This is a genomic window from Streptomyces sp. NPDC051183 (assembly GCF_040682455.1).
In the GTDB taxonomy this organism is placed as follows: domain Bacteria; phylum Actinomycetota; class Actinomycetes; order Streptomycetales; family Streptomycetaceae; genus Streptomyces.
Genome location: NZ_JBFBBA010000018.1, coordinates 134,907 through 156,267, shown reverse-complemented (window position 1 = coordinate 156,267; position 21,361 = coordinate 134,907). Strand labels below are relative to the sequence as shown.

Genomic DNA, 21,361 nt, shown 5'->3' with positions numbered 1-21,361 from the left:
TACTACGTCTGCTACGGCCCGGTCGCTTCCCGCCTGAAAGACCTGGTCAAAGTGGCTGCCGCGAGGTGGGCGGTGGAGGAGTGCTTCCAGACCGCAAAGGGAGAGTGCGGTCTGGACCACTACCAGGTGCGGCTCTACCGGGCCTGGTACCGCCACATCACCCTGGCCATGGCCGCCCTCGCCTACCTGACTGCCATCCGCGCCGCAGAAGCCGCAAAAGGGGCGCTCTCGACGACGAGCAAGACCTCATACCCCTCAGCGTCCCAGAGATCCGCCGGTTGATGGGCCACGTCGTCGTCACGCGCCACTGTCACAGCAACGAGCACCATCTGCACTGGTCACGCTTCCGACGACGCAGCCAGGCCCGAGCCCGCCGCTCCCACTACAAACGCCGAGGTCACATTCTCCAGATGCGGTTGCAGTACTAGCCCCTCCTGCGGTTCGCGGCGGGCGAGTCCGGCGTCGGCCGCGCCGCGGACGCTGCGCCAGGAGATGAGGCCCCCGGCGGCCTGACCGCACCCTCGCGCCCGGCGCTGCGGGATGATCCAATCGGTCCAATGGATCCGATCGATCCGTTCGACACCTGCGCGCCGCACCCACGGAGGCCCAATTGAGCGAGCCCATAAGCCCGGTCCACAAGCCCGCCGACCCGCCGGGCGAGTTCCCGGGCGGGCGGGCCCTGTTCCACCTCGATCCCGGGATCGCCCACCTCAACCACGGCTCCTTCGGCGCCGTGCCGACCCCCGTCCAGGAGCGCCAGGCCGAGCTGCGCGCCGAGGCGCACGCCGACCCCGACAGCTTCTTCATCGGCATCCCCGAGCGGCTCGCCGACGCCCGCGGCCGGATCGCCGCACTGCTGGGGGCCGACCCGGACGGCCTCGCGTTCATCTCCAACGCCACCGAGGGCGCCAACCTCGCCCTCGACGCCATCCCCCTCGCCGACGGCGACGAGATCCTGGTCACCGACCACGGCTACGGCACCGTCGTCGCGGCCTGCGCCCGCCGCGCGCCCGTCACCACCGTCGCCCTGGACCCGGAGCTGCCCGACGAGGACGCCGTACGCGAAGCCGTGCTCGCCGGCGTCACCCCGAGGACCCGGGTCGCCGTACTCGACCACATCAGCTCGCCCACCGCCCGGCTCATCGCCTCGCCCCGGCTCCTCGCCGAGCTCGCCGACCGGGGCATCACCACCGTCGTCGACGGCGCGCACGCCCCCGGCATGATCGCCGACCCGCTCGGCGGCGGCGCCGACTTCTGGTTCGGCAACCTCCACAAGTGGGGCTACGCCCCGCCCGGCAGCGCGATCCTGGCCGTCGCCCCCGAGCACCGCGACCGCGTCCGGCCGCTCGTACCCTCCTGGGAGCACGAGCACGGGTACCCGCGCTCCGTCGAGAACCGCGCCACCGTCGACTACACCGGCTGGCTCGCCGCCCCCGACGGCCTGGACCTGCTGGAGCGGCTCGGCGCCGCCGAGGTCCGGGCCCACAACAGCGCGCTGGCCGCCCACGGCGCGGCCCTGCTCGCCGAGCTCCCCGGCATCACCGCGCTCCCGCACACCGACGGCCTCGCCATGCGCACGCTGAAGCTGCCGCCCGGCGTCGCCGAGACCCACGAGGCCGCCCGCGAGCTGCGCGAGGAGATCGCGGCGCGGCTGCGGATCCGGGTGCTGATCTGGCCCTGGCCGGGCGGCGGCGGGATCCGGGTCTGCGGACAGGTCTACAACCGCGCCGAGGAGTACGAGCGCCTCGCCGCGGCCTTCGGCGAGTACGTCAGCCGCGCCTGAGCAGGTACGTGTCCATGATCCAGCCCTTGCGGGCACGGGCCTCGGTACGCAGTTCCTCGATGCGGCCGGCGACCTCCGCCAGCTTCCCCGAGACCAGGATCTCGTCCGGGGTGCCGACGTAGGCCCCCCAGTAGATGAAGAGGTCCTGGTCGAGGTGGGCGGTGAAGGCGTGCCGCGCGTCCAGCATCACCACCACGTCGTCCACGTCCTGCGGCCAGCCCGCCGCGAGGCGCCGGCCGGTGGTGATCTGGACCGGGCGTCCGACCCGGTTCAGGTTCGTCCGGTGCCGGGCGAGCAGCGAGGAGATGCTGCTGATGCCGGGCACGACCTCGTGCTCGAAGGCCACGCGGCCGTGCTCCAGCACCTCGTCGAGGATCGCGAGCGTGGAGTCGTAGAGGGAGGGGTCGCCCCAGACCAGGAACGCCCCGGTCTCGCCCTCGGCGAGGTCCTCGGCGATGAACCGCTCGAAGATCTCGGCCCGCGCACTGCGCCAGCCGTCCACGGTCGGGGTGTAGTCGGCCGGGGTCCGGTCGCGGTCCGGGTCCCGGCCCTCCACCAGCCGGTGGCCGGGGCGGGCGTGCGCGTCGAGCATCGCGCGCCGCAGCCCGGTCAGATCCGCCTTCTCCTCGCCCTTCTCCAGGATGAGGAACGCGTCCGCCGCGCCGATCGCCTTGACCGCCTGGAGGGTCAGGTGGTCCGGGTCGCCTGCGCCTATGCCGATCACTGAGAACTTCTTCACCCGGCTATTCTGCCCGTCATGCGAGCCGCCCTGTTCGTCACCTGCGTCAACGACGCGCTCTACCCGCGGACCGGCATCGCCGTCGTACGTCTGCTGGAGCGCCTCGGCGTGGCGGTGGACTTCCCGGCCGCCCAGAGCTGCTGCGGCCAGCCGCAGTACAACACGGGCTACCGGCACGAGGCGGAGCCGCTGCTGCGGCGCACCGCCGAGGCCTTCGCCGGGTACGAGTACGTGGTCACGCCCTCCGGCTCCTGCGCGGCGATGATCCGCGAGCACTACCCGCGGATGGGGCGCCTGGCCGAGGCCGAAGGGCGGGGCGGCGCACTGGCCGAGCTGGCCGGGGAGCTCGTACCGCGGGTGTACGAGCTGACCGAGTTCCTCGTCGACGTACTCGGGGTCACCGACGTCGGCGCGTACTTCCCGCACACCGTCACCTACCATCCCTCGTGCCACGGACTGCGGAGCCTCGGGCTGGGGGACCGGCCGAGGCGGCTGCTGGCCGCGGTGAAGGGCCTGGAACTGATCGAACTGCCCGGCGCCGAGGAGTGCTGCGGCTTCGGCGGCACCTTCGCCGTCAAGAACCCGGACGTCTCGGCGGCCATGGGCGCCGACAAGATCGCCAACGCGGCCGCGACCGGCGCCCGGGTGCTGTGCGGGGCCGACAACTCCTGCCTCGCCCACCTCGACGGCCTCCTGCGCCGCGCCGGTTCCCCGGTCCGGGCCCTGCACCTCGCCGAGATCCTGGCCGCGACCGAGGAGGAACCCTTGTCATGACGGGCACGCATCTCGGCATGCCGGCCTTCCCCGCCGCCGCGCGGGAGGCCGTACGCGACGACGTGCTGCGCGCCAACCTCCGGCACGCCACGCACACCATCCGCGACAAACGGGCCCGAGCCGTCGCCGAACTGGAGGACTGGGACCGGCTGCGCGCCGCCGGCAAGGCCGTCAAGGACCACACCCTGCGCCACCTCGACCGGTACCTGCTGCAACTGGAGGCGTCCGTCACCGCCGCGGGCGGAACCGTCCACTGGGCGGTCGACGCCGACGAGGCCAACCGCATCGTGACCGGGCTGGTGCTGGCCACCGGAGAACGGGAGGTCGTCAAGGTCAAGTCGATGGCCACCCAGGAGATCGGGCTCAACGAGGCCCTGGAGGCGGCCGGGATCGCCGCCTACGAGACGGACCTCGCCGAGCTCATCGTGCAACTGGGCCACGACAGGCCCTCGCACATCCTGGTCCCGGCCATCCACCGCAACCGGGGCGAGATCCGCGACATCTTCCGCTCCGAGATGGCGAGCTGGGGCCGCCCCGCGCCCGAAGGGCTCGGCGACGACCCGAGGGAACTCGCCGAAGCCGCCCGCCTGCACCTGCGCGAGAAGTTCCTGCGGGCCAAGGTCGCCGTGTCCGGCGCCAACTTCATGGTCGCCGAGACCGGCACGATGGTCGTCTTCGAGTCCGAGGGCAACGGCCGCATGTGCCTGACCCTGCCCGAGACCCTGATCTCGGTCGTCGGCATCGAGAAGGTCGTCCCCACCTTCCGGGACCTGGAGATCTTCCTCCAGACGCTCCCGCGCTCCTCCACGGCCGAGCGGATGAACCCGTACACCACCATGTGGACCGGCACCGCGAACGGATCCGGCCCGGGGCAGGGCGACGGGCCGTCCGCCTTCCACCTCGTCCTCCTCGACAACGGCCGCACCGACACCCTCGCCGACGAGACCGGACGCCAGGCCCTGCGCTGCATCCGCTGCTCCGCCTGCCTGAACGTCTGCCCCGTCTACGAACGTGCCGGCGGCCACGCCTACGGCTCCGTCTACCCGGGCCCCATCGGAGCCGTCCTCAGCCCCCAACTCCGGGGCACCGGCAGCGAGATCGACGCCACGCTGCCCTACGCATCCACCCTGTGCGGGGCCTGCTACGAGGTCTGCCCGGTCGCCATCGACATCCCGCAGGTCCTGGTCCACCTGCGCGAACGGGTGGCCCAGGGCGGCCCGGTGACCCGCGAAGGCATCCGCGTACGGATCCGCCCCGCGCACGGCCACGCCGCCGAACGGGCCGCGATGCGCGCCGCCCGGCTCCTCCTGGACCGCCCGGGAGCGCTGCGCGCCGGCGAACGCCTGCTGGCCCGGGCCCGCCGGCTCGCGCCCCGCAGGCTCCCGGGCCCGGGCCGGGCCTGGACCGACGCCCGCGAACTGCCCCCCGTCCCCGCACAGTCCTTCCGCGACTGGTGGGCGGCCCGAGAACGGGAGACCCCGCAGTGAGCAGCAAGGACCGCATCCTGGCCCGCATCCGCCGCGCCGTGCCCGAGGCGGGCACCGGCACGGGACTCGGCGCGGGACCCGAGGCGGAGATTCCCCGGGACTACCTACGGGTCCACGGGACCCGTACCCCGGCCGAGAGCGTGGACCTGCTCGCCGCCAACCTGGCCGAGTACCGCGCGAAGGTCCACCGCACCGACGAGGACGGCCTCGCGCTGCTGCTGGCGAGCCTGCTCGCCGCACGCGGCGCCGAGACGGTCCTCGTACCGCCCGGCCTGCCCCCGTACTGGCTCTCGGCGGCCGACCAGACCCGCATCCACGACCGCGCCGCGTCAACGGCGCACGAGCTGGACCGGGTCGCCAGCGTCGTCACCGGCTGCGCCCTGGCCATCGCGGAGACCGGCACCGTCGTCCTGGACGGCGGCCCCGCCCAGGGCCGCCGCCGGATCACGCTCGTCCCCGACCACCACGTCTGCGTGGTCCGCGTCCCGGACCAGGTGGTGGACTCGGTTCCGCTGGCCCTGCCGCTGCTCGACCCGACGCGCCCGCTGACCTGGATCTCGGGCCCCTCCGCCACCAGCGACATCGAACTCGACCGGGTGGAGGGCGTACACGGCCCGCGCACGCTGGAAGTCGTACTCCTCGGAGCGCAGGTGCACGGCTGAGCCCGGGCCCGGGCCCGAGCACAATGAGGCCATGCCCGCCCACATCGCCCTCACCGCCCTGGTCGTCAACGACTACGACGAGGCCATCGACTTCTACACGCGCGCCCTCGGCTTCGACCTCGCCGAGGACACCGCCCGCCCCGAAGGCTCCCGCTGGGTCGTGGTCCGCCCGCCGGGCGCCAAGGAGACCGCGCTCCTCCTGGCCCGCGCCAAGGACGACGCCCAGCGCGCCCGCGTGGGCGACCAGACCGGCGGCCGGGTCGGCTTCTTCCTCTACACCGACGACTTCGCGGCCGACCACGCCCGGATGACCGCCGAGGGCGTCCGCTTCCTGGAGGAGCCGCGCCACGAGACGTACGGCTCGGTCGCCGTCTTCGAGGACCTGTACGGCAACCGCTGGGACCTCCTCCAGCCGGCCGCGGTGGTCGTCTAACCCGCCAGGTGCGGGGCCTCCGCCGCCGCGTCCACGAGGGCGCCGTCCGCCACGCGCGGGGCCAGCTCCCCGGCCCAGCCGACCAGCCCCGGTACGTCGATCCCGTACGCGGACCCATCCACCCCGGCCAGCGCGTCGGCCCCGCGCAGCAACAGCCGGGCCCCGCCGACCGCGTTCCCGCGCGCGGCGTGGGTCAGCCCGACCGCGAGCTGCGCGAGGGCGCGCCACAGCGGGGCCGCTTCCGCGGGCCCGGACTTCCAGGCGTCCTCGAACACCTCGTGCGCGTGGAACGGCATCCCGGCGTCCAGCAGCCGCTGCGCCTCCGCGACGGTCTCCCCGGGCGTCCGCACCACCCCCTCGGGCTGCCGCTCCACGCCGGGCGCCCCGTACGGCAGCGGCCGCCCCAGCCCATCCCGGGGCCGCGCACTGCGCGCCCGCCCCTCACCGTCCCGATCCCGTGCGTTCACACCCACATCCTGCCCGGCCCCGATTACGGGTGCATGCACACCCCTCTGCGTGGGGTAATGTTCTGCATGTGCCGCCGGGCGGGGCGAAGGCCCAGGTCGAAGGCACATCGGGACGTGGCGCAGCTTGGTAGCGCACTTGACTGGGGGTCAAGGGGTCGCAGGTTCAAATCCTGTCGTCCCGACTCGAAAGAGTCGTAGAGCAGAGGCCGTATCGGATGCATCCGATACGGCCTCTGCTCGTCTGCGGACCAGTCGGGGCGGGGCGGTCAGGGCGGCGCAGGCGGCCGCGCTGACGAGCACCGCCAGACACCCCCTAGACGCAGGCCCGGGCTGCTGCGGTGCCTGCCAGGGCTCGGTGTGCGATCCGCATCCGGGCCCCGGCGAACTCCACCGTCTCGCCCGGCAGGATCAGCAGCCCGGCCTCGCCGTCCGGCCCGGACCCGATCCGCCGGACCTGGACCGCCGGGCCCAGGCCGCCGGCCATGAACACCATCGGGTCGACCTCCCAGCCGTGGCAGGCCAGCCAGCGCTCCAGCGCCTCGACGTCCGCGGCCTCCGCCCCGCGCGGCCATGCGTGCGTGGTCGTGCTCTCCATGCCTACCCCCTGTAGCTGATGGGACCACCGGGCCAGATGGTGCCACCCGCCTCCGACAACGGCCCGTGGATTCCGTACCCGGCAACTCGTCCTGGGACGGCCATCCTTGAGGCCTCAAGGCAGGCATCCCGTTTCGTCCTGGGGATCGAAGTGCGGCCTCCCGGGCGCGCCTTGGAAACCGCGCATACCGGGTGTGGGCGACACCACTCGAAGGTGGCGAGTCGCGCCATCGCCGGGTCCGGCGGAGGGGGCGGATTCGCGTGCGGCGGCGCTGGATCGCGCCAACTCCTCTGAACTGCGGTCGAGTTGATATGTGCTGACTTATGTTCTAGAGGGCCCGAAGCGGTTCACGGTTCACGGTTCGCCCAGGAGGTCCGATTGCAGCCCAAAGGCATCCGCGCCCTTGCCCGAGCGTTACGCCGCCCCCATCTGCTCATCGCCTTCGCCCTCGGCTCGCTGCTCGTCGGGGTCACCCCCTGGCTCGGCGTGGCGAGCACGGGGGCGGGCGGCCACGGCCCGACACCCCGGCCGGCGCCCGGGTCCTTCGGCCGGCAGACGGCGAACCTGTCGCCGCACCACGGCGTGGCCCCGGCGAACGCCATGGAGCCGACGGCTCCCGTCCTCGACCGGACCGGATGGACCGCCACGGCCGGCGACGAGGAGACCGTCGGCGAGAACGGCCGTGCGGCCAACGTCCTCGACGGCAACGCGGCCACCATCTGGCACAGCAAGTGGACGGGCACCCCCGCCCCGCTGCCGCACAGCATCACCATCGACATGCACCGCACGACGGTGGTCTCGGCGCTCGTGTACCAGCCCCGCACCGGCGGGGCCAACGGGCGCATCGGTGAGTACCGCATCAGCGTGAGCGCCGACGGCCAGAACTGGGGCAGCCCGGTCGCCACCGGCACCCTCGCGGACGATGCCGGCGCCAAGAGCCTCGGATTCGCCCCGCAGGGCGCCCGGTTCGTCCGGCTCACCGCCCTCACCGAGGCCGGAAACCGCGGCCCCTGGACCTCCGCCGCGGAGCTCAACCTCCTCGGCGACCCCGGAACCCCGGCCGCCACCGTCGACCTGCCCCGGACCGGATGGACCGCCACGGCGAGCAACGAGGAGACCGCCGGGGAGAACGGCCGCGCGGCCAACGCCCTCGACGGCGACGCCGCCACGATCTGGCACAGCAAGTGGTCCGGGACCCCGGCCCCGCTGCCGCACAGCATCACCGTCGACATGCACCGCACGACGCCCGTCTCCGCCCTGGTCTACCAGCCCCGCAACGACGGCCCCAACGGGCGCGCGGGCGCGTACACCATCACCACGAGCACCGACGGCACCACCTTCGGTGCACCGGTCTCCGCGGGCACCTGGCGCGACGACGACACCGTCAAGACCGCCACCTTCACCCGCACCGAGAACGCCCGCTACGTACGCCTGACCGTGACCGGCGAGGCCGGCAACCGCGGGCCCTGGGCCTCCGCCGCCGAGATACGCCTGAGCGGACCGGCCAGCCCGGCCGCCCACGGCTCCTGGGACCGGATCACCGGCTTCCCCCTGGTGCCGGTGGCCACCGCCGTCCTGCCGGGCGACAAGCTCCTGGCCTGGTCGGCGTACTCGGTCGACCGCTTCGGCGGCAGCAACGGCTACACCCAGACCGCGATCCTGGACCTGAAGACGGGCAGGGTCACCCAGCGCCGCGTCGACAACACCGGCCACGACATGTTCTGCCCGGGCATAGCGATGCTCGCCGACGGCCGGGTCCTGGTCACCGGCGGCAGCAACGCGGAGAAGGCGAGCATCTACGACCCGGCCACCGATGCCTGGTCCGCGACCACCAGCATGAACACCGCCCGCGGCTACCAGGCCATGACCCTGCTCTCCACCGGCGAGGCCTTCGTCCTCGGCGGATCCTGGAGCGGAGCCACGGGCGACAAGGCCGGCGAGGTCTGGTCCCCGGACACCAACACCTGGCGGCGGCTCCCCGGCGTCCCCGCCGCCCCGGCCCTGACGGCCGACCCGGCGGGCGCCTACCGAGCCGACAACCACATGTGGCTGCACGCCACCTCGGGCGGCAAGGTGCTCCAGCTGGGCCCGAGCAAGCAGATGAACTGGATCACGACCGGCGGCAACGGGAGCATCACCTCCGCCGGCACCCGGGCCGACAGCCAGGACGCCATGACCGGCAACTCCGTCGCGTACGACATCGGCAAACTGCTCACCCTGGGCGGCTCGCCCGCGTACGAGAAGACGCCCGCCACCCGGCGCGCGTACACCGTGAGCATCGACGGCAGCCAGGTCCGGGCCGCGCGCACGGGCGACATGGGCCACGCCCGCGCCTTCGGCAACAGCGTCGTCCTGCCCGACGGCAAGGTCGCCGTGTTCGGCGGGCAGGCGAACCCCGTGCCGTTCAGCGACGCCACGTCCGTGCTGACCCCCGAGCTGTGGGACCCGGCGACCGGGAGCTTCACCCCGCTCGCCACCATGGCCGTCCCGCGCAACTACCACAGCGTGGCGAACCTGCTGCCCGACGGGCGGATCTTCTCCGGCGGCGGCGGCCTGTGCGGCGACTGCGCGACCAACCACGCCGACGGGGCCGTGTTCACGCCGCCGTACCTGCTCAACGCGGACGGCTCGCCCAAGCCGCGTCCCGTCATCACCGGCGGCGTGCCGCCCCGGGCCGCGGCCGGCACCTCGCTCACCGTCGACGCCCAGGGGTCGGTGGCCTCCTTCGTCCTGATGCGGGCCGCGGCCGCGACCCACTCCACCGACAACGACCAGCGGCGGATCCCGCTGGTGTCCACGGCCGCGGGGAACGGCACCTACACGGTGGCGATCCCGGCCGACAAGGGCGTGGTCCTGCCGGGCACCTACATGCTCTTCGCCCTGGACCCACAGGGGGTGCCGAGCACCGCCCGGTTCATCACCGTCTCCTGACGGCACGGCAGCGGCGTCCGCCCCCCGGCAGGGCGCCCGGCCCCGCGGGCCGCGTGATCGTGGTCAGTGGCCCGCGGGGGACCGCCTGCGCCGGGGGACCGAGTCCAGGAGGAGCCGGGTGTACGGGTGTTCCGGGGCCTCCAGGACCCGCGCGGCCGGGCCCGTCTCCACGACGTGACCGGACTTGAGCACGAGGACCTCGTCGGCGATGTGGCGGACCACCGCCAGGTCGTGCGTGACGAACAGGTAGCCGATCCCCGATGCGCGGCGGATCCGACCGAGGAGTTCGAGGATCTGCGCCTGGATCGACACGTCGAGCGCGGCGACGGCTTCGTCGAGGACGAGGACCCGGGGCTCCACGGCGAGGGCCCGGGCGATGGCCACGCGCTGGCGCTGGCCGCCCGAGAGGTCGCGGGGGAGGGCGGCGGCCTCGCGCGTGCCGAGGCCGACCTGGTCCAGGAGCCGGGCGACCCGGGTGCCGCGGCCGGCCGCGTCGAGATCCGTGTGGAGGCGCAGCACCTCGTCCAGGCATCCGGAGACGGTCACCCGGGGATCGAGCGAGAGGTACGGGTCCTGGAAGACCATCTGGATCTCCCGGGCCCTGGCCAGCCGCTCCGCCCGCCGCCGGGGCCGCGTGGAGCGGTCCCGGCCGTCCAGGCGGACGGTCCCGCCGTCCGGGCGCTCCAGGCCGACGAGCATCCGGACCGTGGTGGTCTTGCCGCTGCCGGACTCGCCGACGATCGCGAGGCAGGCCCCGGGCGCCAGCGAGAAGGACACGCCGTCGACCGCCGTGTGGTCCCCGTACCGCTTCCGCAGGCCCTCCACGACCAGTCCCTCTACGACCGGTCCCTCTACGACCGGTACCTCCCTCGCTGAGGCGGTCACAGCGTGATCCCTTCGTCGGCGCGGTGGCAGGCGGCGAGTCCGTCGCCGTGCCGGGTGAGTACGGGCTTCTCGTCGGAGCAGCGCGCCACCGCGTGGGCGCAGCGCGCGGCGAAGGCGCAGCCCGGCGGCGCCTCGGCCAGGGAGACGGGACGCCCGGGAATGGGGCGGGGCGCGGGCGCACCCGCCTCGATGCCCGGCGTGCAGGCGAGCAGGCCCGCGGTGTACGGGTGCCGGGGCCGGTCGAACAGCTCGTCGGTGCCGCGCGTCTCCACGATCCGGCCCGCGTACATCACGTACACCCGGTCGCAGACGGTGGCGGCCAGTTCGAGGTCGTGGGTCACGAAGAGCAGGCCCGTGCCGCGCTCGGCCCGCAGCCGGGCGAGGAGTTGGACGATCTCCGCCTGGGTCGTGACGTCCAGGGCGGTGGTCGGCTCGTCGGCGACGATCAGCGCGGGTTCGGCCGCGAGCGCCGCGGCGATGACCACCCGCTGGAGCATGCCGCCGGAGAACTCGTGGGGACGGCGGCGCAGGGCGCCGCGCGGGTCCCGGATGCCGACCGCGTCGAGGAGTTCGAGGGCACGGGCCTGCGCCGTGGCTGCCGGAGTTCCGGCCGCGCGCAGCCCTTCGGTGAGGAAGTCGCCGACCCGGCGCAGCGGGTTCACGGAGGCGCGCGGGTCCTGGAAGACCATGGCGACCTGCCGGGCCCGCAGCTCGGCGAGCTCCGCACGGCCCATGGTGAGCACGTCCCGGCCGGCGACCCGGACCTCGCCACTGGTGCGTGCGCCCGCGGGCAGCAGCCCGAGGACGCTGCGGCACGCCACCGACTTCCCGGAGCCGGACTCGCCGACGAGGCCGACGCTCTCCCCGCGGCGTACGTGCAGGCCGACCCCGTCCAGGATCGGCCGCCCGGCCCGGTCGTCGGGCAGCCGGATGCCGAGCCCGTCGATCTCCAGGACCGGACGCCCGTCGCCGGCCGGGACCGCAGTCGCGTCCGTCTGTCCCTGCTGTTCCTTCATGCGGTTCACCGCTTCCGCCTCGCGATCCGGTCGGCGAGGCCCTCGCCGACGATGCCGAACGCCACCACGGCGAGCACGATGCACGCGGAAGGCGCGAGGGCGGGCAGCATCGCCCCCTGCTGGACGGCCGACTGGCCTTCGTTGATCATGGCGCCCCAGTCGGCGGTCGGCGGCTGCACGCCGAAGCCGAGGTAGGAGAGCGCCGCCAGGTCCATCAGCGCGTACCCGAAGTTCATCGCGGACTGGGCGAAGACGGTGGGGGCGATGTTGGGCAGCAGATGGCGCAGGCAGACGTTCCAGCCGGACCAGCCCTGCACCCGGTAGGACTCGATGTACGGGCGGGCCTTCTCCTGGCGCGCGATGCCGCGCACCAGCCGGCCCACGTACGGGGTGTAGGCCACCGCCATCGCGATCACGGGCGCGGTCATCCCCGGGCCGACGACGGAGACGAGCAGGATCGCGAGCAGGAGTCCGGGGATCGCGAAGACCATGTCCATCGAGCGGGACAGGACGGAGTCCGCCCAACCGCCGCGCCAGGCGGCCACCACGCCGAGCAGGGTGCCGAGCAGGGTGGAGACGCCGACGACGAGCAGCGGGCCGAGCAGCCCGGTGCGGGCCCCGTACATCAGCCGCGACAGGACGTCCCGCCCCGACTGGTCGGTGCCGAGCAGGTGCTCGCCGGTGGTCCCGGCCAGGCTCGCCGAGAGGTCGAGGGCCTCGGGGTCGTACGGCGCGAGGACGGGGGCGAGCACGGCGATCAGCAGGAGGGCGGCGAGCACCGCGACCGAAGCGGTGAACAACGGCCCCTGGGCGAAGAGGCGCAGCGGGCGCAGCCCCGCCCTGCGGCGCAGGACGGCGGGCTCCGGAGGTGCGGTGACGGTCATGAGGAGCCTTCCCCGTGGAGCGACAGCCGGGGGTCGATGAGGGGTGCGAGCAGGTCCACCGCGAGGTTGACGAGGACGAAGGCGCCCACGCTGAGCAGGGTGATCGCCTGCACGACGGCGAAGTCCTTGGCGGTGACCGACTGCACGAGCAGGGAGCCGAGGCCGGGCACGTCGAAGGCGGTCTCGACGATGGAGGTGCTGATGAGGAGTCCGGCGAGCATCGTGCCGCCGACGGTGACGACCGGGCCGAGCGCGTTGCGCAGGACGTGCCGGCGGACCACGGTCCGTCCCGGGACGCCGCGTGCGCGTGCCACTTCGACGTGCTCCCGGCCGAGTTCGTCGAGCATCGCCGAGCGGGTCACCCTGGCGAGCAGGCCCGCGAACGTCAGCGCCAGGGCGAAGGCCGGCAGGGTCAGGTGGTACAGCCGTTCGGAGAATCCGTCGGGCGTGCCGCCGGGGCCGGGGAACCAGCCCAGACGGACGGCGAACAGGGACACGAGCGCGATCGCGGTCACGAAGGACGGGGTGGCGGTGGCGACGCCGCTGCCGAGGAGCACCGCCCGGTCCAGCGGCCCGGGCCGCAGCGCGGCGAGGATCCCGGCCGCCACGCCGATGAGGGCGACGAGCAGCGCCGCGTACCCGACGAGCATGGCCGTGCCGGGCAGCCGGGAGCCGATGAGGGCGGAGACGTCCTGGTGGAACTGGGCGGAGCTGCCGAAGTCGCCCCGGAGGACGCCGCCGAGCCACTTCGCGTACTGCACGGCCAGCGGGTCGTCCAGGTGGTACTGGGAGCGCAGGGCGGCCACGGCCCCGGGAGTCGCCGGGCGGCCGCGGAGCAGGAACGACACCGGGTCGCCGGGGGCCAGGTGGACGCTGCCGAAGACCACGAGGGAGGTCACGAACAGCACCGCCACCAGGCCGAGGATGCGTCCGATGAGGTAGCGCGTCATTTCGCCGCGGCCCCGATCGTCGCGGCCCACGGGTAGTACAGCTGGGCGATCCCGGTCGGGGCGCCGGTGACGCGCTTGCCGAGGAAGACCAGGTAGGGCGCCTCGTAGAGGGGGATGATCGGCAGCTCGCGCATCGCGATCCTCTGGAGTTCCGCGGTCAGTTCCGCGCGCTTGCCGGCGTCGGGTTCGGCGTTGGCCCGGTCGAAGGCGGCGTCGTACTCGGCGTTCGACCAGTTGCCGTAGTTCCCGAAGTCGCCGGTGCGCAGGTACTGGTAGAACTCCAGCGGGTCGGGCGTGTTGTCGTACCCGTTGGTGATGACCAGGTCCAGGCCGGCGCGTGCGTTCGGGTCGACGAAGATGCTGCTGTACGCCTCCGGGGGCACCGGCTTCAGCTCGACGTCCAGGCCGATCTCCCGGCCGGCGGCCTGCACGGCGTTGGCGACGACGCTGATCTCGGGGGCGAGCGTGCTGGTGACCAGGGTGATCTTGCGGCCGGCGGCACCGGCCTCCTGTACGAGCTTCTTCGCGGCGGCGGTGTCGTGAACGGGCTCGGGCAGGGTGTCGTAGAGCGCGGCGGTCTTCTCCGGGGCGAGTGCCCACGCGCCGCGCGCCGCAGGGGCCTTGGCGGGGACGCCGATGCCGCCGGCCGCGGCCTTGATGATGTTCTTCCGGTCGAGTGCCAGGGAGAGGGCCCTGCGTACCTTCTCGTCGCCGAGCGGCCCGCCGAAGTCGAGCACGGCGAGGTTCGAGGCGGCGGTGTTGGGACCGAAGAGGACGCTGCCCTTGCCGCCGGAGCGCAGCTGTCCGACCGTGGCTGGGGCCACCATGTATCCGCCGTCGGCGGTGCCGGACAGGAAGGCGTTGGTGCGCGCCGCCACGTCCTCGACGAAGGTGAACTTCACGGCGGCGGACTTGGGGGCGAGCTGGGGGTCCCAGTACGCGTCGTGCTTCTTCAGGGTGATCTCGGAGCCCTGGGACCAGGTGTCGAGGGAGTACGGACCGGTGCAGTTGACCTTGCCCGCGGGAGTGCCGTAGTCCTTGCCGGCCTTGGCGAGGGTGGCGGCGCTCTCGATGGTGCCGGGGGAGGCGGCCATCAGCTCGTGGAGCAGGACGTCGGGCTTGGTGAGCCGCAGCGTCACCTCCAGCGGTCCGGTCCTCTCCACGGCGCCGACGTTCTTGAACGCCGAACCCCAGGGGGAGCCGGTCGCCGGGTCCATCTGGCGCTGGAGGGAGGCGACCACGTCGTCGGCGGTCATGGTCGTGCCGTCGTGGAACTTCACCCCGGGGCGCAGGGTGTAGACCAGCGTGAGCGGGTCGGGGCGGTCGTACTTCACCGCGAGGCCGGGCTCGATCCTCATGTCGGGCGTGACCCGCATGAGCTGCTCGCACACGTTGGCGAGCACCGTGTTCGGCGGGTAGTCGTACGCGAGGGCGTAGTCGAGCGTGTAGGGCTCGGCGTACAGCGACCAGGTGAAGGAGTCCAGGGGGCCCTCGGCGGGGGGCGAGAGCGGAGCGACCTTGAAGTCCGCGCCGTCGGCGGTCTCGGGCGTGGTGGCGCCGGAACAGGCGCTGGTGGCGGCCGCGAGGGCGGCGGTACAGAGGAGAAACGCGATGGCTCGGGACATGCGCATGCAGACCCACCCCTTTACGGGTGTAGTGACGGGCGCTGGGGGATGGAGCGAGTATTGATGCGGGAACGTTCCCGCACAAGGCCGTGCGGGAACGGTTTTGCAAAGGTCACGAGGGTGGCAGCATCAGTCGCATGACCGAAGCCTCACCGCACGGCGGACAGCCCTCGCCGCCCCTCCAGCGCGTCCGCCTCGTCGACGTGGCCCGCGAGGCGGGCCTCTCCAAGACGACCGTCTCGGCGGCACTGAACGGCACCGGGAGGCTCTCTCCCGAAGTCCGGGAGAAGGCCCGCGAGACCGCGCGCAGAATGGGCTACCGGCCCAACGCCACCGCGCGCCGGCTGCGGGCGGGACGGGCCAGACTGATCGGATACGTGGTCGGTGAGTTCGCCGACGCCCCCTGGACCTTCCTGGAGTCGCCGTACTTCGCCCGGCTGACCGCGGCCACCGCGGCGACGTCGCTGCGACGCGGCTACGCCGTGGTGCTGCTGCCCGCCGGGTCCCTGCAGAGCGAGTGGGCCGACCTCTCGCTCGACGCGGTGGTCGTCGCCGACCCCGTGGCCGACGACCCGATCGTCGAGGACCTCCTCGCCGCCCGCATCCCCGTGTTCAGCGACCGCTCCGTCGAGGGGCGGCCCGGGGCGTACTGGGTGGACGTGGACGCCGGCGCCGCCGTTCGCGAGGCCCTCGACCACGTCCGCGAGCAGGGCGCCCGCCGACCCGTCCTCCTGGTGCCGGACAGCACCACCCGCTTCCACACCGAGGTGTTCGCCGCGCACCGCGCGTGGTGCGCGGAGCACGGCCTGCCGGAACGGGTCGTACGCGTCACGGCGCCGGGCAACGGTCCCGTCATCCGCGCCGTCGAGACCGCCCTCGCGGGCGACCCGGCGGACGGCCGGGTGGACGGCCGGGCGGCCGACCGGGCACGGCCCGACGCCCTGCTCGTCGTGGCCGAGGCGAGTCCGCCCCTCGTCCTGGACGCGGCGCGCCGGCTCGGCTACGACGTCCCCGGCGACCTGCTCCTCGTCTGCGTGAGCGAGGACGTCACCGCCGAACACACCGAGCCGCCCGTGACCACCCTGAGCCTGCGGCCCGAGGCGATCGCGGAGGCGGGCATCGAGAACCTGGTGGCGGTCCTGGAGCACGGCGACCGTGAGACGGCGGGGGTGCTCGTCCCGACCCGACTCGACGTACGGGCGTCATCGGTCCGGTCCGCTCAGTCCGAGTGGACGAGCCGGCCGCCGACGTAGGTCCGCTCCACCCTCGCCTCCGCGATCTCCTCCGGGGGCGCCGTGAGGATGTCGCGGTCCAGGACGACCAGGTCGGCGAGGTTGCCGGCCCGCAGGCTGCCCGCGTCGTCGTGGCCGTTCACGTGGGCGGCCCCGGCGGTGTAGGCGGCCAGCGCGGTCGGCAGATCGAGCCGCTGCTCGGGGTAGAAGATCCGGTCGTGGTCGGCTTCGGGATCCCGGCGGTTCACCGCCACGTGGAGGCCCGCCAGCGGATCGGGGCTGCTCACCGGCCAGTCGCTGCCCGCGACGAGGGTCGCGCCCGCGCGCACCAGGTCGGCGAACGGGTACTGCCAGGCGGCTCGCTCCGGACCCAGGAACGGGATGGTCAGGTCGTCCATCTGGGGTTCGTGGGCCGCCCACAGGGGCTGGATGTTGGCCAGGGCGCCGAGCGCGGCGAAGCGGGTGAGGTCCTCGGGGTGGACGACCTGGAGATGGGCCAGGTGGTGGCGGTTGCCGCGGTGTCCGTTGGCCGCCACCGCCGACTCGATCGCGTCGAGGGCCTCGCGCACGGCCCGGTCGCCGAGGGCGTGGAAGTGCACCTGGAAGCCGAGGGCGTCGAGCTCCGTGACGTATCCGCGTAGCGCCCCCGGTTCGACGAAACTCAGACCGGTGTTGGCGGTGGCGCAGCCGCAGCCGTCCAGATAGGGGGAGGTCATGGCGGCGGTGAAGTTCTCCGCGACACCGTCCTGCATGATCTTCACCGAGGTCGCGCGGAACCGTCCGGCCCGCAGCTTCTCGCGCCGGGCGACCAGTTCGGGTATCTGCTCGGCGCCCCGCGCCCGGTCCCACCAGAGCGCCCCGGTCACCCGGGCCGTGAGCGAGCCGTCCGCCGCCGCGGTCACGTACGCGTCCGAGGGATCCGGCCGGCCGCCCAGCTCCCCGAGCATCGCGTCCTGCCACCCCGTGATGCCGAGGGAGTGGAGCAGCTTCTGGGCCCGCAGCAGCCCGGCGAGGAGTTCCGCCGGCGTGCTGGCCGGCAGCAGCCGGCCGACCAGCGAGGTGGCGCCCTCCTGGAGCATGCCGCTGGGAGTGCCGTCCGGCTCGCGCTCGATCCGGCCGTCGGCGGGGTCGGGGGTGGCGGCGGTGATCCCGGCGAGTTCGAGTGCCCGGGTGTTGGCCCAGGCGCCGTGGTGGTCGCGGTTGGACAGGAGGACCGGGCGGTCCGGGACGACGGAGTCGAGCAGCTGCCGGGTCGGCAGTCCCCCCTCGAAGCTCTCCATCGACCAGCCGCCACCGGTGATCCACTCGCGGTCGGGGTGCGCGTCGGCGTAGGCGCGGATCCGGGCCAGGTAGTCGTCCACGCCGATGGTCTCGGTCAGATCGCACTCGGCCAGTTCCACCCCGGCGAAGACCGGGTGCATGTGGGCGTCCTGGAAGCCGGGGAGCAGCAGCTTCCCCGTCAGGTCGACCACCTCGGTACCGGGCCCCACGAGTTCGCGCACCTCGTCGTGGCCGACGGCCGCGATCCTGTCGCCGATGACGGCGAGCGAGGTCGCCCGGGTGCGGGCCGGATCCACCGTGAAGACGGGGCCGCGGGTGAAGACCAGATCGGCCTTGGCCATTCGAAAGCTCCAGAGCGTGAGGCGACGGGGGATGGGCGCCATGGAAGCCGTAAGCCCGTTTACACGTCAATGGTGTTGACGTAAGGTCCCGGCCATGTCCGAACGTGTCATCCCCGAAGGCGGGCGCCAGCGCCGCAGGCCCACCAAGCAGGGCGCCGTCCTCTCGGAGCAGCTCATCGTCGAGACGGCGCTGCGGCTGGTCGCCCAGCACGGCGCCGAAGCGCTCTCCGTACGGAGGCTCGGCGCCGCACTCGGCGCCGACCCGAGCGCGCTCTACCGCTACTTCCACAACACCGACGCCCTCCTGCTCGCCCTCGCGGACGAACTGATCGGCAGGGCGCAGGAGGGCTGGCGGGCGACCGGGGACTGGCGGGAGGACCTGCGCTCGATGGGTCTGCGGATCCACGCCTGCTACCTGTCCCACCCGCAGGCGGCCGTCCTCGGCGCGTACCGTACGACGGGACGCCTCCACGAGACCCGGGCCGTCGAGCGGATCCTCGGCATCCTGCGCTCGGCGGGCTTCCCGGACCCCTTCGCCGTCCGCGCCTACCACGCCTTCGTCGACCAGGCCCTGGCCTTCGCCGCCCAGGACGCCGCCGCGCTCGCGCTGCCGAAGGCGGCCCGGGAGGCGGACGAGGCCGTCTGGAACTCGGTCTACGGCAGGCTGTCGGCCGACACCCACCCGAACATCGCAGCGGCCTTCCCGCTGCTCGCCGCCGACATGCGCGACAGCGGCTACCCCTTCGCCCTGGAACTGATGCTCAGCGCGATGGCGGCGCTCCGCCCGGCTGCGGCCCAGGCCTGAGCCGTAGCGCCCCGCGGGGGCGCCGGGTCAGGACAGGGCCCGCCAGGCCTCGTTCAGCGCCACCCGCAACGCGTCGGTCTGCTCGCGGCTCATGCCGGCGGTCATGCGTTCCTCGATGCGGCGGGCCGGTTCGGCGTACTCGGCGAGCAGTCGCCGCCCGGGGTCGGCGAGGAGGATGAGGCGTTCGCGGCGGTTGGCCGGATTGGGCTCGCGGCGGATCAGGCCGCGGCCCTCCAGTGCGCGGACCATGTCGGCCATCGACTGGGCGGTGACGAAGGAGTCGCGGGCGAGCTGCGCCGCGGAGATGCCGTCGTGCCGCTCCAGCACCGTCAGGGCGGTGTACTGCAACGCCGTGACCCCGGCGGGCTTGAGCAGCTCCTCCAGGCGGGCGCGCACCACCAGTTCCGTTCTCTTGACCAGGTAGAGCAGTGACGTGCTCACGTTCATCCTCCCGTCGTGACGGCCCGCGCGGGGCGGCCCGTACCGCTCCCGGTGCCGTGTCACCGGGGCACGGCGGCCGTCCCACCCTAGGGCATTGACAGGAATCCTGCTGATTGCTCAGACTGCGTTCATCAGGATTCCTGTCGATCCCGGCTCGGCCGGCGCTTTCGGCAATTCCCCTCCCCTCACTTTCGAGAGGCACCTCTCATGGATCTTCAGGGCAAGGTCGCCGTCGTCACCGGCAGCGGACGCGGCCTCGGACTCGCATACGCTCAGGCCCTCGCCGCCGCGGGTGCTGCGGTCGTCGTCAACGACATCGACGAGGACACGGTGGCTGCCGCCGTCGCCTCCATCACCTCCCGGGGAGGCAGGGCGGCCGGCGTCGCCGCCGCCGTGGGCGACAGCGAAGCCGCCCAGCGGCTCGTGGACGCGGCGGTCGAGGCGTTCGGGCGCCTGGACGTGCTCGTCACCAACGCCGGCATCCTGCGCGACCGGGTCCTGTGGAAGATGACCGACGAGGACTTCGACGACGTCGTACGGGTCCACCTGCGCGGCACGTTCACCTGCGCCCGCGCCGCCGCCGTCCGCATGCGCGAACAGGGCACCGGCGGCCGGCTCGTCCTGATCTCCTCGCCCGCCGGCCAGCGCGGCAACTTCGGCCAGACCAACTACGCCGCCGCCAAGGCAGGCATCGTCGCCATGGCCCGCACCTGGGCCATGGAGCTGGGCCGCGCCGGCATCACCGTCAACGCCGTCGTTCCCGTCGCCGCCACCGAGATGACCAGGACCATCCCGGCGTTCGCCCCGGTCATCGAGGAGTCCGAGCGCACCGGCGGACCGCTGCCGGACTGGCTGCGCAAGGACGAGGGCCTCGGCACCGTCGAGGACGTCGCCGGCCTGATCACCTTCCTGGCCTCGGACGCCTCCGACGCGGTGACCGGGCAGGCCATCGGCATCGGTGGCGACCGGCTGGCCCTGTGGGCCCACCCGAAGGAGAAGGCGGTCGCCTTCGCCGACGGAGGCTGGAGCGGCGACGCGATCGCCGCCGCGTGGCCGGGCGGCGTCGGAGCCGAGCCCGAGACCTACGGAATCCCCGCGCCCCAGGCCCCGGAGGCGTGAGATGGCCGACCGCCCCGACCGCCCCCGCGGGCTCGCGCTCGACCTCGACGCGCTGACCGCCATCGACATGCACACCCACGCCGAGGTCTCCAAGGACGGCCACGGGGCCCTCAGCCCCGAGCTGTTCGGCGCCTCCGAGGCCTACTTCAAGGCCCACGGCCACCGGCAGCCCACCATCGACGAGATGGCCGCGCACTACCGCGAACGCCGCATGGCGGCCGTCGTCTTCACCGTCGACGCCGAACACGCCACCGGCCACCCGCGGATCTCCAACGAGGAGATAGCCGAGAGCTGCGCCGCCCACGCCGACGTCCTGATCCCGTTCGCCAGCGTCGACCCGCACAAGGGCCGCGCGGGGGTCCGCGAGGCCCGGCGCCTGGTCGAGGAGCACGGGGTGCGCGGGTTCAAGTTCCACCCCAGCATCCAGGCCTTCTCCCCGGACGACCGCCTCGCCTACCCGCTGTACGAGGCCATCGAGGAACTCGGCGTACCGGCCCTCTTCCACACCGGCCAGACCGGGATCGGCGCCGGCGTCCCGGGCGGCGGCGGCATCCGGCTGAAGTACTCGAACCCGATGGCGGTCGACGACGTCGCCGTCGACTTCCCCGAGCTGAGGATCGTCCTCGCACATCCCTCCTTCCCCTGGCAGGACGAGGCGCTCGCGGTCGCGACCCACAAGCCGCACGTCCACATCGACCTGTCCGGCTGGTCGCCGAAGTACTTCCCGCCGCAGCTCGTGCGCTACGCCAACACCCTGCTCCAGGACAAGGTCCTGTTCGGCTCCGACTATCCGGTCATCACCCCCGACCGGTGGCTCGCCGACTTCGCTGCGCTCGACATCAAGCCCGAGGTCCGGCCGAAGATCCTCAAGGAGAACGCCGCCCGCCTGCTCGGCCTGTCCACCGACTGAA

At 73.3% G+C, this 21,361-nt stretch carries 20 protein-coding genes, 1 tRNA gene and 1 pseudogene; 12 read left to right on the top strand and 10 right to left on the bottom strand.

Translation table 11 applies throughout. The features are described 5' to 3' along the window. Positions 1-282 (top strand): annotated as a pseudogene (locus AB0M99_RS18260) (IS701 family transposase); the annotation flags it as partial. Between the two features lie 328 nt (positions 283-610). Next, entirely contained in the window at positions 611-1,783 is a 1,173-nt protein-coding gene (locus AB0M99_RS18255; RefSeq protein ID WP_365921507.1) for an aminotransferase class V-fold PLP-dependent enzyme, read from the top strand. On the opposite strand, the gene cobF is transcribed toward AB0M99_RS18255, so the two are convergent. Continuing rightward, positions 1,770-2,522 (bottom strand): precorrin-6A synthase (deacetylating), encoded by a 753-nt coding sequence (cobF, locus tag AB0M99_RS18250; protein ID WP_365921505.1) that lies wholly within the window; start codon positions 2,520-2,522, stop codon positions 1,770-1,772. The genes AB0M99_RS18255 and cobF overlap by 14 nt on opposite strands. Positions 2,523-2,540: 18 nt before the next feature. On the opposite strand from cobF, the gene AB0M99_RS18245 reads away from it, so the two are divergent. Genes AB0M99_RS18245 through AB0M99_RS18230 form a run of 4 tightly spaced genes read left to right on the top strand, consistent with a single transcriptional unit; the run spans position 2,541 to position 5,878 of the window. Then, entirely contained in the window at positions 2,541-3,296 is a 756-nt protein-coding gene (locus AB0M99_RS18245) for a (Fe-S)-binding protein (protein ID WP_365921503.1), read from the top strand. Then, entirely contained in the window at positions 3,293-4,783 is a 1,491-nt protein-coding gene (locus AB0M99_RS18240; RefSeq protein WP_365921501.1) for a lactate utilization protein B, read from the top strand. Before AB0M99_RS18245 ends, AB0M99_RS18240 begins: the two co-directional genes overlap by 4 nt. Further along, complete coding sequence (locus AB0M99_RS18235) at positions 4,780-5,445, top strand: LUD domain-containing protein (RefSeq protein WP_365921499.1); 666 nt, start codon at positions 4,780-4,782, stop codon at positions 5,443-5,445. The genes AB0M99_RS18240 and AB0M99_RS18235 overlap by 4 nt, the downstream gene beginning before the upstream one ends. Positions 5,446-5,476: 31 nt before the next feature. After that, complete coding sequence (locus AB0M99_RS18230; protein WP_365921497.1) at positions 5,477-5,878, top strand: VOC family protein; 402 nt, start codon at positions 5,477-5,479, stop codon at positions 5,876-5,878. Here AB0M99_RS18230 and AB0M99_RS18225 read toward each other — a convergent pair. Then, on the bottom strand, positions 5,875-6,351 hold the full coding sequence (locus AB0M99_RS18225) for a DUF309 domain-containing protein (protein WP_365921518.1): 477 nt from the start codon (positions 6,349-6,351) through the stop codon (positions 5,875-5,877). The two genes, AB0M99_RS18230 and AB0M99_RS18225, sit on opposite strands and share 4 nt — an antisense overlap. A gap of 102 nt (positions 6,352-6,453) precedes the next feature. Between AB0M99_RS18225 and AB0M99_RS18220 the strand changes: the two genes are divergently transcribed. After that, positions 6,454-6,527: transfer RNA gene (locus AB0M99_RS18220), tRNA-Pro, on the top strand. Positions 6,528-6,658: 131 nt separating this feature from the next. Here the strand turns inward: AB0M99_RS18220 and AB0M99_RS18215 are convergent. Then, positions 6,659-6,940: a hypothetical protein gene (locus tag AB0M99_RS18215; protein ID WP_365921495.1), complete on the bottom strand. Its 282-nt coding sequence runs from the start codon at positions 6,938-6,940 to the stop codon at positions 6,659-6,661. A 378-nt stretch (positions 6,941-7,318) separates the two neighbouring features. Between AB0M99_RS18215 and AB0M99_RS18210 the strand changes: the two genes are divergently transcribed. Further along, a complete protein-coding gene (locus tag AB0M99_RS18210; RefSeq protein ID WP_365921493.1) occupies positions 7,319-9,871 on the top strand; it encodes a discoidin domain-containing protein in 2,553 nt (850 codons plus the stop codon). Between the two features lie 63 nt (positions 9,872-9,934). Here AB0M99_RS18210 and AB0M99_RS18205 read toward each other — a convergent pair whose 3' ends face one another. The 5 genes from AB0M99_RS18205 to AB0M99_RS18185 are packed head-to-tail and all read right to left on the bottom strand — an operon-like array spanning position 9,935 to position 15,237. Next, positions 9,935-10,756: an ATP-binding cassette domain-containing protein gene (locus AB0M99_RS18205; RefSeq protein ID WP_365921491.1), complete on the bottom strand. Its 822-nt coding sequence runs from the start codon at positions 10,754-10,756 to the stop codon at positions 9,935-9,937. Continuing rightward, entirely contained in the window at positions 10,753-11,772 is a 1,020-nt protein-coding gene (locus AB0M99_RS18200) for an ABC transporter ATP-binding protein (RefSeq protein ID WP_365921489.1), read from the bottom strand. Before AB0M99_RS18200 ends, AB0M99_RS18205 begins: the two co-directional genes overlap by 4 nt. A gap of 5 nt (positions 11,773-11,777) precedes the next feature. Next, complete coding sequence (locus AB0M99_RS18195; protein ID WP_365921487.1) at positions 11,778-12,656, bottom strand: ABC transporter permease; 879 nt, start codon at positions 12,654-12,656, stop codon at positions 11,778-11,780. Further along, positions 12,653-13,606, bottom strand: coding sequence for an ABC transporter permease (locus AB0M99_RS18190; RefSeq protein WP_365921485.1), 954 nt, complete (start codon positions 13,604-13,606; stop codon positions 12,653-12,655). The genes AB0M99_RS18195 and AB0M99_RS18190 overlap by 4 nt, the downstream gene beginning before the upstream one ends. Next, a complete protein-coding gene (locus AB0M99_RS18185) occupies positions 13,603-15,237 on the bottom strand; it encodes an ABC transporter substrate-binding protein (protein WP_365921483.1) in 1,635 nt (544 codons plus the stop codon). The genes AB0M99_RS18190 and AB0M99_RS18185 overlap by 4 nt, the downstream gene beginning before the upstream one ends. A 131-nt stretch (positions 15,238-15,368) precedes the next feature. On the opposite strand from AB0M99_RS18185, the gene AB0M99_RS18180 reads away from it, so the two are divergent. Then, positions 15,369-16,484 carry a LacI family DNA-binding transcriptional regulator gene (locus AB0M99_RS18180; RefSeq protein WP_365921481.1) on the top strand — a complete coding sequence of 372 codons (1,116 nt, stop codon included), beginning with the start codon at positions 15,369-15,371 and terminating at the stop codon, positions 16,482-16,484. Here the strand turns inward: AB0M99_RS18180 and AB0M99_RS18175 are convergent. Next, positions 16,451-18,085, bottom strand: coding sequence for an amidohydrolase (locus AB0M99_RS18175; RefSeq protein ID WP_365921479.1), 1,635 nt, complete (start codon positions 18,083-18,085; stop codon positions 16,451-16,453). The genes AB0M99_RS18180 and AB0M99_RS18175 overlap by 34 nt on opposite strands. 94 nt (positions 18,086-18,179) lie before the next feature. On the opposite strand from AB0M99_RS18175, the gene AB0M99_RS18170 reads away from it, so the two are divergent. Continuing rightward, entirely contained in the window at positions 18,180-18,890 is a 711-nt protein-coding gene (locus tag AB0M99_RS18170; RefSeq protein ID WP_365921477.1) for a TetR/AcrR family transcriptional regulator, read from the top strand. A 27-nt stretch (positions 18,891-18,917) separates the two neighbouring features. Here AB0M99_RS18170 and AB0M99_RS18165 read toward each other — a convergent pair whose 3' ends face one another. Beyond that, a complete protein-coding gene (locus tag AB0M99_RS18165; protein ID WP_365921475.1) occupies positions 18,918-19,331 on the bottom strand; it encodes a MarR family transcriptional regulator in 414 nt (137 codons plus the stop codon). A 207-nt stretch (positions 19,332-19,538) separates the two neighbouring features. On the opposite strand from AB0M99_RS18165, the gene AB0M99_RS18160 reads away from it, so the two are divergent. Beyond that, positions 19,539-20,450, top strand: a complete 912-nt coding sequence (locus AB0M99_RS18160; protein ID WP_365921473.1) for an SDR family NAD(P)-dependent oxidoreductase — start codon at positions 19,539-19,541, stop codon at positions 20,448-20,450. A gap of 1 nt (position 20,451) precedes the next feature. Continuing rightward, the gene (locus AB0M99_RS18155; RefSeq protein WP_365921471.1) at positions 20,452-21,360 is read left to right on the top strand and encodes an amidohydrolase family protein; all 909 of its coding nucleotides are present in this window, start codon (positions 20,452-20,454) and stop codon (positions 21,358-21,360) included. Position 21,361: the final 1 nt, after the last annotated feature.

What these genes read in the sequence shown, in the direction of transcription:
- AB0M99_RS18215 (WP_365921495.1), bottom strand. Translation starts at nt 6,940, where the DNA reads ATGGAGAGCACGACCACGCACGCATGGCCGCGCGGGGCGGAGGCCGCG.
- AB0M99_RS18245 (WP_365921503.1), top strand. Translation starts at nt 2,541, where the DNA reads ATGCGAGCCGCCCTGTTCGTCACCTGCGTCAACGACGCGCTCTACCCG.
- AB0M99_RS18175 (WP_365921479.1), bottom strand. Translation starts at nt 18,085, where the DNA reads ATGGCCAAGGCCGATCTGGTCTTCACCCGCGGCCCCGTCTTCACGGTG.
- AB0M99_RS18170 (WP_365921477.1), top strand. Translation starts at nt 18,180, where the DNA reads ATGTCCGAACGTGTCATCCCCGAAGGCGGGCGCCAGCGCCGCAGGCCC.
- AB0M99_RS18160 (WP_365921473.1), top strand. Translation starts at nt 19,539, where the DNA reads ATGGATCTTCAGGGCAAGGTCGCCGTCGTCACCGGCAGCGGACGCGGC.
- AB0M99_RS18185 (WP_365921483.1), bottom strand. Translation starts at nt 15,237, where the DNA reads ATGCGCATGTCCCGAGCCATCGCGTTTCTCCTCTGTACCGCCGCCCTC.
- AB0M99_RS18180 (WP_365921481.1), top strand. Translation starts at nt 15,369, where the DNA reads ATGACCGAAGCCTCACCGCACGGCGGACAGCCCTCGCCGCCCCTCCAG.
- AB0M99_RS18195 (WP_365921487.1), bottom strand. Translation starts at nt 12,656, where the DNA reads ATGACCGTCACCGCACCTCCGGAGCCCGCCGTCCTGCGCCGCAGGGCG.
- AB0M99_RS18200 (WP_365921489.1), bottom strand. Translation starts at nt 11,772, where the DNA reads ATGAAGGAACAGCAGGGACAGACGGACGCGACTGCGGTCCCGGCCGGC.
- AB0M99_RS18230 (WP_365921497.1), top strand. Translation starts at nt 5,477, where the DNA reads ATGCCCGCCCACATCGCCCTCACCGCCCTGGTCGTCAACGACTACGAC.
- AB0M99_RS18155 (WP_365921471.1), top strand. Translation starts at nt 20,452, where the DNA reads ATGGCCGACCGCCCCGACCGCCCCCGCGGGCTCGCGCTCGACCTCGAC.
- AB0M99_RS18240 (WP_365921501.1), top strand. Translation starts at nt 3,293, where the DNA reads ATGACGGGCACGCATCTCGGCATGCCGGCCTTCCCCGCCGCCGCGCGG.
- AB0M99_RS18190 (WP_365921485.1), bottom strand. Translation starts at nt 13,606, where the DNA reads ATGACGCGCTACCTCATCGGACGCATCCTCGGCCTGGTGGCGGTGCTG.